14 protein-coding genes are annotated in these 13115 nt (G+C 68.4%); 13 read left to right on the plus strand and 1 reads right to left on the minus strand.

Features of this window, described 5'->3' with window-relative positions:
* Positions 1–647 precede the first annotated feature (647 nt).
* The 5 genes from ACYVAN_RS17055 (at position 648) to ACYVAN_RS17075 (ending at position 5423) form a co-directional block, all read left to right on the plus strand.
* A complete protein-coding gene (locus ACYVAN_RS17055; RefSeq protein ID WP_460960759.1) occupies positions 648–1079 on the plus strand; it encodes an OsmC family peroxiredoxin in 432 nt (143 codons plus the stop codon).
* 73 nt (positions 1080–1152) lie between these two features.
* Entirely contained in the window at positions 1153–1899 is a 747-nt protein-coding gene (locus tag ACYVAN_RS17060) for a phosphoglyceromutase (protein WP_460960761.1), read from the plus strand.
* Between the two features lie 328 nt (positions 1900–2227).
* On the plus strand, positions 2228–3433 hold the full coding sequence (locus tag ACYVAN_RS17065) for a sensor histidine kinase (RefSeq protein WP_460961575.1): 1206 nt from the start codon (positions 2228–2230) through the stop codon (positions 3431–3433).
* Positions 3430–4110 (plus strand): response regulator transcription factor, encoded by a 681-nt coding sequence (locus tag ACYVAN_RS17070; protein ID WP_460960763.1) that lies wholly within the window; start codon positions 3430–3432, stop codon positions 4108–4110. Before ACYVAN_RS17065 ends, ACYVAN_RS17070 begins: the two co-directional genes overlap by 4 nt.
* A gap of 272 nt (positions 4111–4382) precedes the next feature.
* The gene (locus ACYVAN_RS17075; RefSeq protein ID WP_460960765.1) at positions 4383–5423 is read left to right on the plus strand and encodes a Ppx/GppA family phosphatase; all 1041 of its coding nucleotides are present in this window, start codon (positions 4383–4385) and stop codon (positions 5421–5423) included.
* Between the two features lie 25 nt (positions 5424–5448).
* Here ACYVAN_RS17075 and ACYVAN_RS17080 read toward each other — a convergent pair whose 3' ends face one another.
* Entirely contained in the window at positions 5449–5649 is a 201-nt protein-coding gene (locus ACYVAN_RS17080) for a hypothetical protein (RefSeq protein ID WP_460960767.1), read from the minus strand.
* Between the two features lie 343 nt (positions 5650–5992).
* On the opposite strand from ACYVAN_RS17080, the gene ACYVAN_RS17085 reads away from it, so the two are divergent.
* The 8 genes from ACYVAN_RS17085 (at position 5993) to ACYVAN_RS17120 (ending at position 13094) form a co-directional block, all read left to right on the plus strand.
* On the plus strand, positions 5993–7024 hold the full coding sequence (locus ACYVAN_RS17085; protein WP_460960769.1) for a hypothetical protein: 1032 nt from the start codon (positions 5993–5995) through the stop codon (positions 7022–7024).
* Positions 7025–7079: 55 nt separating this feature from the next.
* Positions 7080–7928 carry a sugar phosphate isomerase/epimerase family protein gene (locus ACYVAN_RS17090; RefSeq protein WP_460960771.1) on the plus strand — a complete coding sequence of 283 codons (849 nt, stop codon included), beginning with the start codon at positions 7080–7082 and terminating at the stop codon, positions 7926–7928.
* Positions 7929–8180: 252 nt separating this feature from the next.
* On the plus strand, positions 8181–8981 hold the full coding sequence (locus tag ACYVAN_RS17095) for a thioesterase family protein (protein ID WP_460960772.1): 801 nt from the start codon (positions 8181–8183) through the stop codon (positions 8979–8981).
* 163 nt (positions 8982–9144) lie between these two features.
* The gene (gene proC, locus ACYVAN_RS17100; protein ID WP_460960774.1) at positions 9145–9945 is read left to right on the plus strand and encodes a pyrroline-5-carboxylate reductase; all 801 of its coding nucleotides are present in this window, start codon (positions 9145–9147) and stop codon (positions 9943–9945) included.
* Between the two features lie 260 nt (positions 9946–10205).
* Complete coding sequence (locus ACYVAN_RS17105; RefSeq protein ID WP_460960776.1) at positions 10206–10454, plus strand: helix-turn-helix domain-containing protein; 249 nt, start codon at positions 10206–10208, stop codon at positions 10452–10454.
* Between the two features lie 161 nt (positions 10455–10615).
* Positions 10616–10717, plus strand: a complete 102-nt coding sequence (locus tag ACYVAN_RS17110; protein ID WP_003402602.1) for a 30S ribosomal protein bS22 — start codon at positions 10616–10618, stop codon at positions 10715–10717.
* Between the two features lie 348 nt (positions 10718–11065).
* Positions 11066–12106 (plus strand): NAD-dependent epimerase/dehydratase family protein, encoded by a 1041-nt coding sequence (locus ACYVAN_RS17115; protein WP_460960778.1) that lies wholly within the window; start codon positions 11066–11068, stop codon positions 12104–12106.
* Positions 12107–12116: 10 nt separating this feature from the next.
* Positions 12117–13094: a lysophospholipid acyltransferase family protein gene (locus tag ACYVAN_RS17120; RefSeq protein WP_460960780.1), complete on the plus strand. Its 978-nt coding sequence runs from the start codon at positions 12117–12119 to the stop codon at positions 13092–13094.
* The last annotated feature ends 21 nt before the right edge of the window (positions 13095–13115 follow it).

Below are 13115 nucleotides of genomic sequence, written 5' to 3' on the forward strand. Positions count from 1 at the left end.
GGATCGGTGCGTGGTCGTTCGGGGAGTCGTCACCCGTTCTTGCGGGTCCCGGCTGGTTCGGCCGGGACCGCGCGGGGCGGCTCGGGAGAGAGGGGGAGTCGCGAGCTCGAGCCGCCCCACGTGGTTGGTCCCGCCTGTCGGGCCTGATGGGCGGGGGGCACCCTAGGCCCGGCGGGGCGTGATCCGACGGGGGAAGACGAACCACGCTCGGTTGCTCTCCATGGACCGGGGAGTGCGTGGGAGCCGGTCGAGGAGAGCGATGTCAACTTCGCAGAGTCACGGCTTAGCCACAAGAGTGTTTTATTGCTCCATTCGTGTGAAGCTCACTGACTGATGTAACGCCGCGAAATCAAAATCTTCTCGAATGGTGCAGTGTTGTGACCGGCGACACTTTTGTGTCACGTTCCAGGTGGTCATCCAGTAACCGTCGAATGACAAGCACAACCAAAACTGCGGTCCGCCGCGAGCTGAGTCACGCTGGATCCGGCCGGTGTTTCACATCACACACACCGGACGTCGCCGACGGGGAATCAAGGAAGCCGAATCAGGGAAGCCGAACGAGGGAAGCCGAACCAGAGCGGTCGGACCAGAGCAGTTGGACCAGAGCAGTTGGACCAGAGCAGTTGGACCAGAGCAGGGAGCGCCCGATGACCGAACGCAATGCCACCACCCGCTGGAGCGGTGACCTCGCCTCCGGCTCCGGAAACGTCTCCTTGGAATCCTCGCGTCTCGGCGACTACTCGGTGACGTGGGCGGCCCGGACCGAAGCCCCCGAAGGCAAGACCAGCCCGGAGGAACTGATCGCCGCTGCCCACTCGTCCTGCTACTCCATGCAGCTCTCGGGCCTGCTCGGGGCGTCCGGGACACCACCCGAGACGATCGCCACCAGCGCGGAGGTGGGGTTCGGCCCCTCGGGAGAAGGTTTCGCGATCACCGGGATCACTCTCACGGTGCGTGCGCGGGTGCCCGAAGTCGATGCCGAGTCTTTCGAGCGGATCGCGCAGCAGGCCAAGGAGGTCTGTCCGGTGTCGGCGGCGCTGACCGGCACCAAGATCACCCTCGACGCGGCGCTGGAGTGACGCGGCCCTCGGCTGGTGCGCCCTGGCAGGTGACGGGCTCGGGTGTCTTCGGCGCGACCTATAGCCTGGCGACATGACTGTCGGGACTTTGGTACTGCTGCGTCACGGTGAGAGCACATGGAACGCCGAGAACCTGTTCACCGGGTGGGTCGACGTTCCCCTCTCGGAGAAGGGCACGTCCGAGGCCGAGCGTGGCGGCCAACTGCTGCACGAGAGCGGTGTGCTGCCCGACGTGCTGCACACGTCGCTGCTCCGCCGCGCCATCGCCACCGCGAACATCTCGCTCGACGTCGCCGAACGGCACTGGATCCCCGTCCGGCGGGATTGGCGACTGAACGAGCGGCACTACGGCGCTTTGCAGGGCAAGGACAAGAAGCAGACCCTGGAGGCATACGGCGAGGAGCAGTTCATGCTGTGGCGCCGTTCGTACGACACGCCGCCGCCGGAGATCGACCCGGGGGACGAGTTCAGCCAGGACTCCGACCCGAGGTACGCCGACCTCGGTGACGGCGTGCCGCGCACGGAGTGCCTCAAGGACGTCGTCGGCCGCCTGCTGCCCTACTGGGAGTCGGCGATCGTGCCGGATCTTCGCGCCGGGCGCACCGTGCTGGTTGCCGCGCACGGGAACTCGCTGCGCGCGCTGGTGAAGCACTTGGACGGAATCTCGGACGCCGACATCGCCGGGTTGAACATCCCGACGGGTATCCCGCTGCGTTACGACCTCGACGAGAGCCTGGCGCCGACCAACCCGGGCGGCACCTACCTCGACCCGGATGCGGCCGCGCAGGCCGCCGCGGCGGTGGCCGGCCAGGGGCGTTGATCTCGCTGGTTCGCCGCGACCGGCTCGTGCGATGAGGGCGATTCGATCGGTGGGCCGGATTCGTCCGACGCTCGCGGTGATCGGCCCGGCACCCTGGGTGCCGGGCCGATCACTTATGAGTGACCCTCGATCGAATTTGGGGGCGGCGTCGCGTGTCTGTGCGCGAAACTCGCCGGAAAGCCGGTGGCGTCCGGGATGTGAATCGATCACCACTACCGGGTGAACCAGGAATGAAGAAGTCCCTGATTCGTGTCACGGGTATCACTGAACGCCCTCGTGGGCTGGTCTTCTACCGCCGTCTCTTGCTTACGATGCAGTTGTGACCGCAATGGGCTATACCGCCCTGATCATCGGTGTCCTGGTGTCGGGAGTGGCGGGCGGATTCCTGCTCGCCCGGCTGACTCGCCGCGAATACCGCAAGCCGAAGGGGCCCACCGTCGCAGACCTGCTGCAACGGCTGGTGCACACCACCAACAACGGGGTGGTCGTGCTCAACGAGCTCGGCGACGTGGTGTTGCACAACCCTCGCGCCGATGAGCTGGGCTTCATCCGGGACAACCGAGCCGACCCTCGCGCTCGTGAGGCCGCAGAGCAGGCCATTCACCTGGACTCTCCGGTCACCGTGGACCTCTCGCCGCTGAACCGGAACGCGATCCGCGGACGCATTCCGTCCGCGGTGATCGGCGAAGCTCGGCCGCTCGGCGACGGGTTCGCCGTGATCGACGCGGGCGACGAGTCCGAGTCGGTGCGGCTGGAAGCCACCCGGCGGGACTTCGTGGCCAACGTCAGCCACGAGCTCAAGACCCCCGTCGGTGCGCTGGCGCTGCTCGCCGAAGCCGTCATCGACGCCGCGGACGACGCGGAGGAAGTCCGGCGCTTCTCCACCAAGATCCTGCACGAATCGACCAGGCTGGGAACCCTGGTCTCCGAGCTGATCGCGCTGTCGCGCCTGCAAGGGGCCGAACGGCTGCCCGAGCTGAACACCGTGGAGGTCGACGCGATCGTCGAAGAAGCCCTCGGGCGTTCGCGGGTCGCCGCGGAGTCGGCGGGCATCGAGATCACCGTCGACGACGACACCGGGCTGCTGCTCGATGGTGACCGAACGCTCCTGGTCACCGCGCTGAGCAACCTGATCGACAACGCCGTCTCCTACTCGCCCCCGAACAGCCCGGTCTCGATCAGCCGCCGGTCGTTCGGCGACTTCGTCGAGATCGCGGTCACCGACCGGGGCATCGGCATCGAGCCGGAACAGCAGGAACGGGTCTTCGAACGCTTCTTCCGGGTCGATCCGGCGCGGTCGAGAGCGACGGGTGGTACCGGCCTGGGACTGGCCATCGTCAAACACGTCGCCGCCAACCACGGCGGTGAGGTGAAGCTCTGGAGTCGGCTCGGAACCGGATCCACCTTCACCCTCCGGGTGCCCAAGCACGGTGTCGCGGGCGAAGAGGAGCCCGAGACGTCGGAGCAGGTCACGCGGTCGGAAAGTGAAAGTGCGGACGGGATCACAGCCGTCGAAACGGGAGGAGTCCGGTGACCAGGGTGCTGATCGTGGAGGACGAGGAGTCCTTCGCCGACCCGCTTGCCTTCATGCTGCGCAAGGAAGGCTTCACGGCAGCGGTCGCGACGACCGGACAGGAAGCGTTGGACGAGTTCGACCGCAACGGTGCGGACATCGTGCTGCTCGACCTCATGCTGCCGGGCATGAGCGGGACCGACGTGTGCAAGCAGCTCCGCCAGCGCTCGGCCGTGCCGGTGATCATGGTGACCGCGCGGGACAGTGAGATCGACAAGGTCGTGGGGCTCGAGCTCGGTGCCGACGACTACGTCACCAAGCCGTACTCGGCGCGCGAGCTGATCGCACGGGTGCGAGCGGTGCTCCGCCGGGGTGGGGAGGCGGACGAGGCGGAATCACCCGCGCTGGAGGCCGGTCCCGTCCGGATGGACGTCGAACGGCACGTGGTGACCGTCTCCGGGGAGGAGGTCAGCCTGCCCCTGAAGGAGTTCGACCTGCTCGAGTACCTCCTGCGCAACGTCGGCCGGGTGCTCACCAGGGCGCAGCTGATCGACCGGGTGTGGGGAGCCGACTACGTCGGCGACACCAAGACCCTCGACGTGCACATCAAGCGTCTGCGCTCGAAGCTCGAACCCGACCCGGCGGAGCCGACCTATCTCGTCACCGTGCGTGGGCTCGGCTACAAGTTCGAAGTCTGAACGCTCGGTTCCCGGCGGTGCGCGGCCCCATCGCGTAGGTGGCTCACCGGGCAGCGCCGCTCGACGGCGGACATCGGCCCGCGAGTGGAGCTGAGGTGCATTTCACATCGGTGAGTGCGCCTGGTGCGGGGCGCGTCCAGCGGATGCGTCCCGCACAGCTCACCGGGTGGAGTGCCGGGGTGGACGATCCGGAGAACGACGCACGGCGCGGACGTTCCCGGAAGACCCCGCCTGCCCCACTTGATCCATAGCAGACGGTAACGTTGTCGGTCATGCGCCTAGGGGTGCTCGACGTCGGATCAAATACCGTCCACCTGCTCGTGGTGGACGCGCACCGTGGTGCCCATCCGACGCCGATGACGTCGGAGAAGACCGTGCTGCGATTGGCCGAGCGCATTTCCGCGAACGGGTCTCTCACCGAGACCGACGCCGATGCGCTCGTGCACACCGTGTCCGAGGCCAAGGAGGCTTCTGTGCAGGCCGGGTGCGAGGACCTGATGGCCTTCGCCACCTCGGCCGTACGCGAGGCGGACAACGCCACCGAGGTGCTCGACCGGGTGCACCGGGAGACGGGTATCCCGCTGGAGGTGCTTTCGGGGGAGGAAGAGGCCAGGTTGACGTTCCTGGCCGCACGCCGCTGGTACGGCTGGTCGGCGGGCAGACTGCAGTTGCTGGACATCGGTGGTGGCTCGCTGGAGTTGGCCATCGGCGTCGACGAGCAGCCGGACATGGCCGCTTCGTTGCAGTTGGGGGCGGGAAGGCTCGCCCGGACGAAGCTTCCGCAGGACCCGCCGTCGCAGGCGCAGGTCAAGGAGATGCGGGAGTGGCTGGACAGTCAGCTGGCCAATACTGCCAAGCGATTCCGCAAGGTCGGCAAACCGGATCGGGTGGTCGCCACCTCGAAGACCTTCCGGACGCTGGCTCGGTTGACCGGGGCCGCACCCGCTTCGGCGGGGCCTCGGGTGCCGAGAACGCTCACCGACACCGGCTTGCGGCAGCTGTTGTCGTTCGTCACCCGAATGTCGGCATCGGATCTGGCCGGACTGGACGGGGTCAGTAGTGCCCGATCGCACCAGCTGATCAGCGGTGCGCTTGTTGCGGAGGCCACCATGCGAGCGCTGTCACTTTCGGAACTCGACATCTGCCCCTGGGCGTTGCGGGAAGGGGTGATCCTGCGACGGCTGGATCACTCGAACGGAGACGATGAGACCGCGATGCAGGTGCCTGCCGCGCTCGGACCTGGTCCGGGGCGGTTGCGGTGGGCGCCGGATACTGGACGGAAGGCCCGGCACGGGGCACGGTGGAACCAATGAGTCGGGACAACGGGTCGGATCCCAGTCAGCGAACCGTCGCGGAGTTGCTCGCCGAGTACGGCGGCAACTCGCAGCGGAACGCTCGCCGGCGTCGCAGGCGCGCGGAGGACCCGACCGAGACCGCTCCGCAGGCGATCATCGAGCGGGTGATGTCGGACAGCGGCCAGATGCGTGCCGTGCGGCCCGACGAGGAACCACCGACCTCCCGGCGGGAGTCGAACAGCAAGTCCGGGAGCGGCGCACCGGCGGCCGAGCCACCGGCTGCCCCGGCCTCTAACGACCAGGAAGAGTCGCAGGCGGGCCCCGCACCGGCGCCCGGTTCGGCGTCCGCGCCGCAACCACCCGGCGCTCAATCACCGGGCGCTCAATCACCAGGCCCGCAGTCGCCCGCACCGCAAGAATCGGGCCCGCAAGCATCCGGCCCGCAATCAGCCGGCCCGCAAGCAGTGGCTCCGGACGCGAACCGGCCGTCGGCTCCCGAGTCCCGGGCGATGCCGCCGCCCGCTGCACCGCCTCGACCTCCGGAATCCGCAGGCCCGGTGTCTGGCGGCCCGGTGTCTGGCGGCCCGGTGTCTGGCGGTCCGGCGTTGGGCGGTCCGCAAACCGGCGAGTTTCCGGCACTGGGCGCGCAGTCGAGCGGGTCCCAGCGGGTTCCGAACACCGGTGGGCAAACTCCTGCCGCACCGAATCCGTCGGGGCAAGCGCCTGTCGCCCCCAGTACCGGACCGCAGCGAGAGCAGGCAGGACCGGCGGCACAGCAGGCCGCCCCCGCGCCCGCCGAGCAGGCAGCGGGAGCGGGTGGGCCGGACGAACCCCCGGCGAGTGGAGCCTCCGGTTTCTGGGCGCGGCGGTTCGCCGCACCGCGCTCGGGCTCCGGTGGCGGCGACTCCGAGGCGACGATCCAGCAACCGCCGCTGCGTCCGCAGCCGTTCCCGAGGACGGCGCCGAGTGGTTCGCAGCCACCCGAGGAACGTACCGAGCAACTCCCGCAGGTCGAGGCGGAGGCGCGGAACTCGGGCGCCGGGAACGACGCCACCGCGCTGCAGGCATATCCGCCGGGCGACTACCCGGGTGATCCGTACGGAACGGACGATCCGTACGGCGCGGAGGCAGACCCGTACGCGGATGCCGATCCGTACGACGATGCGGACCCGTATGACGACGCCGACGCCGGGACCTATGACTCCGCTGATCCGTACGGGGACTCCGACGGTGCCTACGGGTACGGCGACTACGACGAGTTCGACGACGACGGCTACGACCCGGAGCTCCCGGCCGGGCTGGCTGCCGACGACTACCGGTCCGTCGACGACGAGGACGTCGAGCAGGAGCGTTCCTCGCCGACCAAGGAATGGTTGGTGCTCGCCCTGCAGGTGGGTACCGGACTGGTCGCCGGTGGTGCCGTCTGGTTCGCGTTCCGCTGGTTGTGGATCGTCATCCCGCTGGCCGCGCTCGTGGCGGCGCTGGTGATCACGGGCTGCCTGGTGTTCATCGCACGCCGGTACCTGCGCACCGACGATCTGCAGACGATCCTGCTCGCGGTGCTGGTGGGGCTGATTTGTACGGTTTCACCCGCCGCGTTGCTGTTGGTCGGGCAATGATGTCGGCGGGGTGGCCTGAGGCGTATGTCGTACTTTCGGGCATCCTTGTCCGGAAATGACGTCCGAAACATTCGCAGCACACGGTGAGCAACCGCCCGGGACGCGCATCCCGGTCGGGTTGTCGAGCGCTTCCGTGTGGCCCCAGCCGGCGAGCGCGGCTTTCGAGATGGCCAGTGACCTGGGGTTCGACGGTGTCGAGGTGATGGTCTGGGCCGATGCGGTCAGCCAGGACATCTCGGCGCTGCAGCGGTTGTCGGATCGCTACGACGTTCCGGTGCTCGCCGTGCACGCGCCGTGCCTGCTGATCACCCAGCGGGTGTGGTCGTCGGACCCCGAGGAACGCCTGCGCCGGGCGGTGGTGGCGGCCAGCGACCTCGGTGCTTCGACGGTGGTGGTGCACCCGCCGTTTCGCTGGCAGCGCCGGTACGCCGATCGATTCGGCGAGTTGGTCGCCGAGTTGGAGGAGGCCAGCGGTATCGACGTGGCAGTGGAGAACATGTTCCCGGTGCGGCCGCCGAACAAGGTGAACCGGTTCCGGGGCGGCAAGACCACCGGCCTGTCGGCGTTCAAACCTTCGCCGGACCCGACCGAGGTCGGTTTCCGCAATTACACCCTCGATCTGTCCCATGCGGCCGCTGCCCATCAGGACGCTCTCGAACTGATGACGCGGATGCGGACCGGGCTGGCGCACGTGCACCTGGCGGACGGCACGGGTGCCCCGCGCGACGAGCACCTCGTGCCGGGGCGCGGTACGCAGCCGTGCGCGGAGGTCTGCGAGAAGTTGGTGGCCGATGGTTACGGGGGTGCGGTCGTGCTGGAGGTCAACACCCGCAAGGCCCGGAACCAGAAGGAGCGCGCGGCGCAGTTGGCGGAAGCTCTGCTGTTCACGCGGCTGCACCTGTAATACTCGCCGCACTGGCTGGGTAGTGTCTCAGCAGTCGTCGGAGCCTTGTCCTCGCGCAAGAACATCGGAGAACCCGTCACCGGCCACCCTGGGGCCCACACGGAAGGCGGCTGACGTCGCTTGTGAAGCAGGTCCTAGGTGATCTTGTGCGAATCGGGGCCGTAGAATTCCAAACATGAACACATCACGGGTATGGCTGTCCATTGTGGATCGGTGTGCTCTTCACGATTCCGGCATCGAGGTCGGAAACGCGTGAACGACATCGCGGACGCCTTCGCCGTCGCCACCCTCGCGCGGCCGCTCGGAAACGGCAGTTTCACCGCCGAACTCCACCAGGACTGGGCGGTCGGCGACCACCCGCACGGTGGTTACCTGCTCGCGCTGCTCGCCAGAGCCAGCATCGGAGACTCCGGCCTCGCGCCACTGGCCGTGAGCGCCCAGTTCCTGCGGGCCCCCAAGGTCGGCCCGGTGCTCGTGCACTTGGAGGAGCTCAAGTCCGGGCGCACGGTCACCGTGGTGCGGGCCGTGCTGGAACAGCGCGGTCACCACTGTGTGGACGCCATGATCACGCTCGGCGAGTTGCCGGCGGAAGAAGCCGCCTGGTCCGACTTGCCGGACATGCCGGCGAATCCGCCGGCCGAAGCGGTCGACGTCGCGGCCTCGGACACGAACAAGTTTTTCGGCCTGGCGCGCACCTGCGACCTGCGGCTCGATCCCGCCAGTGCGGGTTTCCTCACGGGCAGCACGGACCACCCACCGCGCCTGCGGTTGTGGGCCAAGCCGCGCAGCGCTCAGCCGGACGTGCTGTTCAGCTTGGTCGCGGGTGACATCTCGATGCCGGTCACGTTCAACCTCGGCCGGCTCGGCTGGTCGCCCACGGTGCAGATGACCAGCCTGTTGCGAGCCGCGCCGGCCAACGGGTGGCTGCGCCTGGCGGTGGAGGCCAAGTCGGTCAACGGACCGTGGTTCGACGCGGACGCCCTCGTGGTCGATTCGACCGATCGGATCGTCTGCCAGGCTCGGCAGCTCGCCTTGAGCGCGACCGCGAGCTGACCCGAGCGGCCGGATCCGAGTTCCGCCGCGCGGCGGGCTGACGACAGCGGGCTGATGACGGCGGGCGACAGCGGGCTGACGACGGCGGGTCCACGATGGCGGGCTGGTCGGAGACAGGAGGGTGAACAGGGATGACACGGCGTGTTCTGGCACCCTCGTCAGCATGACGACGATCGCCGTACTAGGAGCGGGCAAGATCGGGGAGTCGCTGCTCTCCGGGCTCCTGAACGCCGGGCGCGCCCCCACTGATCTGCTGTTCACCGAGCGCTACCCGGAACGGGCCGCCGAGATCGCCGCGCGATACGGCGTCGAGCACGTCGGTCTCGACGCCGCCGTGCGCCGTGCCGATGTCGTCGTCGTGTCGGTCAAACCGCAGGACATCGACCCGCTGCTCGCCGACGTGGTGGTGTCGCTGACCGCCGGGACCCTGGTGGTCTCGATGTGTGCGGGCCTGCCGATCGCTCAGTTCGAAGCGGGTCTGCCCGCGGGCACCCCGGTGGTGCGCGTCATGGCCAACACGCCGATGCTGGTCGGTAAGGCGATGAGCGCCATCGCGGGTGGTACCCACGCCGATGCGTCCCACCTGGAGCTCGTCGAGGAGCTGCTGGGCAGCGTCGGCAGGGTCGTGCGGATTCCGGAACACCAGCTGGACGCCGTCACGGCGCTGTCCGGTTCGGGACCGGCGTACTTCTTCTACGTCGTGGAGGCGATGATCGACGCGGGTGTGCTCCTCGGCGTTCCGCGCGTGGTGGCCGCCGAGCTCGTCAAGCAGACGGCGCTCGGTTCGGCGTCGATGCTGCAGGGCGAGGAATCTCACCCGACGATGCTGCGCGAGGCCGTCAGCTCGCCCGCGGGGACCACGGCGGCCGGTATTCGCGAGCTGGAGAAGCACGGCGTCCGGGCCGCGCTGATCGACGCGATCGAGGCCGCGCACGACCGCTCGGTCGAGCTCGGCTCCGACTGACGCACCGGGCCACCGGCACCTCCCCGGACGGGTGACGCTCGCGCGGGTGCGGTTGGCAGGGCCGGCAGCACGGGGAGGGCCTGCGCCGTGGGCGGCGGCGTGGGCAGCGGCCGGGAAACTCGTGGGAATCGCGCAGGTCCGGGCGTCGCGCGGCCATCGCAGCCTCCCCTCCTGTCCCGTTACTCTCGATGGGGCACGTGAGTGAAGTTCCGTCGGAGGGGAAGCCGGCGGCGCGACACGTGCGGGAAGTGCGGTGCAGCATGTCCTCCAACTCAGAATCAAGCCAACAGTCACAGCCGGAGTCGGACCAGCAGTCACAGTCGGGGTTCGGGCAGGTCCGGTTTCTCACCGTGGCCGAGGTGGCCAGGCTGATGAGGGTCTCGAAGATGACCGTCTACCGGCTCGTCCACGCAGGTGAGTTGCCCGCTGCCCGGGTCGGGCGTTCGTTCCGCGTCGCCGAGAGCGACGTGCACGCGTACCTGGAGAACGCCTACCACAGCGCCGGGTGAAATCGGTGCGGTCCCAGCTCGGAGACGGTTTCACCTACCGCGTCGTCGGGTTCCTACCGGCGGCCGGGTAAGCTGCGGTGTCGGTCGTGCCTGGTGCCTGGGTTGTGGCCGCACCGGCACGTTGGACATTTCGAACTGCCGACGACAGCGAAGGATTCCGCATGGGCTCGGTCATCAAGAAGCGCCGCAAGCGCATGTCCAAGAAGAAGCACCGGAAGCTTCTCCGTAGGACCCGCGTCCAGCGCCGCAAGTTGGGCAAGTAAGTAACTTGCCGTGCCGCCGTCGACCCTCTTGGTCGGCGGCGGTTGTTTTTTCCACGGCCCTCCCGCGGGACCGACCGACACGTTCGAGTGGTCGGCCCATTTCGTCCCGCCCAGGTGACGCGTTTCCGGTTGCCGCTCGGCGCCCGAGCTGGTGGGGTAAGTACCTCGAGCACGAACGCCGCGAAGGCGGGATCGAGCCTGCGGGTGATCCCGGGCGGACTCCCGCCGGATCACGGTCGCAACCTCATCGTCATGACGCCGTCGATCACCGCCGGTAGCATCGAGTTCGAGTTCGCCTGAGCCAAAGTCACTCGGTTTCGTGAAGGACGTATTCACCAGGGGAGAAACATGGTGCCAAAAGTCGTGCTGGTGACCGGTGTGAGCCGGTTCCTCGGCGGGCACCTCGCGGCCAGGCTGGCCGCCGATCCCCGCGTCGAGCGAGTGCTCGGAGTCGACACCGTTGAGCCCGGGCGGGATCTCCGCCGTCGGATGGGCCGGGCGGAGTTCGTCCGCGCGGACATCCGGAACCCGCTGATCGCGAAGGTGATCGCGAACGCCCGGGTGGACACCGTCGTGCACGCCTCGACCAATTCGAACTCGAATCCGGGGTCGGGCGACCGCGCGGCGATGAAGGAAATGAACGTCATCGGTTCGATGCAGCTGCTGGCCGCGTGCCAGAAGGCACCGCTGGTGCGCAAGCTGGTGGTCAAGTCCACCAGCGCGGTGTACGGCACCAGCCCCCGTGACCCGGCGGTGTTCACCGAATCGACCGAACCGAAGGACCTGCCGTCCTCGGGATACGCCAAGGACGCCGTCGAGATCGAGGGCTACGTTCGGGGGTTCGGCCGCAGGCGCCCGGACGTGGACATCACGACCCTCCGGTTCGCGAACCTGATCGGCCCTCGGATCGACGCGGTCCTCACCCGGTACTTCGCGCTGCCGGTGGTGCCCACGATCTGCGGCTACGACGCGCGACTGCAGCTGTTGCACTCCGAGGACGCGCTGGCGGTATTGGAACGTGCCACCACGCGTGACCTGCCCGGGGTCTACAACGTCGGCGGTGACGGCGTTCTGACGCTGTCCCAGGCCATTCGGCGGGCCGGTCGGGTGGCCGCGCCCGTGCCGCGCTCCGCGATCTCGCCGCTGAGCAAATTCTTCCGCAGCGCGCGGTTGGTGGATTTCTCGCCGGAGCAGCTGCGGTTCCTCAACTTCGGGCGGGTGCTGGAGACCACCCGGCTCTCCGAGGAGTTCGGTTTCGCGCCGAGATGGACGACGCGGCAGGCGTTCGACGACTTCGTGAGCGGGCGGGGCCTGCACCCGGTCGTCGATCCGGAACGGGTCGAGGCGCTTGAACGGGGTGTGGGTGATCTGCTTGCTCGACTGCGGTGAAGGAGTGCGCATGGCGGACGCACGAGTGATTCCGCTGCACCCGTCGGAGGACGGTTCCCCGGGGACGCCCGAGGGCAGGACCAGGACGTCACGAGTGGCGCAGGCAGCCGATCCGCCCGTCGATGGCGCCGAGCCCGCGACGGGGAGTTCCTGGCAGGACACCGTCGTCGATGCGATGGCGTTCGCCCGCAGGCGGCTGCTCGGTGACTACCGGGTGGACGAGTACGGATTCGACTCCGAGCTCACCGACAACGTCTTCCTACCCCCGCTGCGACCGCTCTACGAGGACTGGTTCCGGGTGGAGACGAGCGGACTGCACAACGTGCCGGGCGACAGCGGCGCGCTGGTCGTCGCCAACCACGCGGGTACCCTTCCGCTGGATGCGCTGATGACCACGGTCGCGTTGCGCGATCATCACCCGGCGGGCAGGCACCTGCGGTTGTTGGCCGCCGACCTGGTCTTCAAGCTGCCGATGATGGGGGCGGTGGCCCGCAAGGCCGGGCACACGCTGGCGTGCAACCCGGACGCCGAGCGGCTGCTCTCCGGCGGTGAGCTGGTCGGGGTGTGGCCGGAGGGCTTCAAGGGGATCGGCAAGCCGTTCCGGGATCGCTACAAGCTGCAGCGCTTCGGCCGCGGCGGGTTCGTCTCGGCGGCCATGCGTACCGGCGCGCCGATCGTGCCTTGCTCGATCGTGGGTTCCGAGGAGATCTACCCGAAACTCGCCGACATCAAGCCGTTGGCCCGGCTCTTCGGCCTGCCTTACTTTCCCGTCACGCCGTTCTTCCCGCACTTCGGTCCGCTGGGTGTGGTTCCGCTGCCGTCGAAGTGGTACATCGAGTTCGGGGAGCCGATAGAGACCTCGTCCTACCCGGAGGGCGCCGCGGACGACCCCATGGTGGTGTTCAGCCTGAGCGACCAGGTTCGCGAGAACATCCAGCAGACCCTGTACCGGCGGCTGGGGCAGCGCCGCAGCGTGTTCTTCGGCTGAGTTCGGTCGGTTCCTCGGTCG

The sequence above is a fragment of the Parasphingorhabdus pacifica genome (assembly GCF_054779195.1).

Coding starts and splice junctions, on each gene's coding strand:
- ACYVAN_RS17055 (WP_460960759.1), top strand. CDS start 648: ATGACCGAACGCAATGCCACCACCCGCTGGAGCGGTGACCTCGCCTCC.
- ACYVAN_RS17060 (WP_460960761.1), top strand. CDS start 1,153: ATGACTGTCGGGACTTTGGTACTGCTGCGTCACGGTGAGAGCACATGG.
- ACYVAN_RS17065 (WP_460961575.1), top strand. CDS start 2,228: ATGGGCTATACCGCCCTGATCATCGGTGTCCTGGTGTCGGGAGTGGCG.
- ACYVAN_RS17075 (WP_460960765.1), top strand. CDS start 4,383: ATGCGCCTAGGGGTGCTCGACGTCGGATCAAATACCGTCCACCTGCTC.
- ACYVAN_RS17090 (WP_460960771.1), top strand. CDS start 7,080: ATGACGTCCGAAACATTCGCAGCACACGGTGAGCAACCGCCCGGGACG.
- proC (WP_460960774.1), top strand. CDS start 9,145: ATGACGACGATCGCCGTACTAGGAGCGGGCAAGATCGGGGAGTCGCTG.
- ACYVAN_RS17105 (WP_460960776.1), top strand. CDS start 10,206: ATGTCCTCCAACTCAGAATCAAGCCAACAGTCACAGCCGGAGTCGGAC.
- ACYVAN_RS17110 (WP_003402602.1), top strand. CDS start 10,616: ATGGGCTCGGTCATCAAGAAGCGCCGCAAGCGCATGTCCAAGAAGAAG.
- ACYVAN_RS17115 (WP_460960778.1), top strand. CDS start 11,066: ATGGTGCCAAAAGTCGTGCTGGTGACCGGTGTGAGCCGGTTCCTCGGC.
- ACYVAN_RS17120 (WP_460960780.1), top strand. CDS start 12,117: ATGGCGGACGCACGAGTGATTCCGCTGCACCCGTCGGAGGACGGTTCC.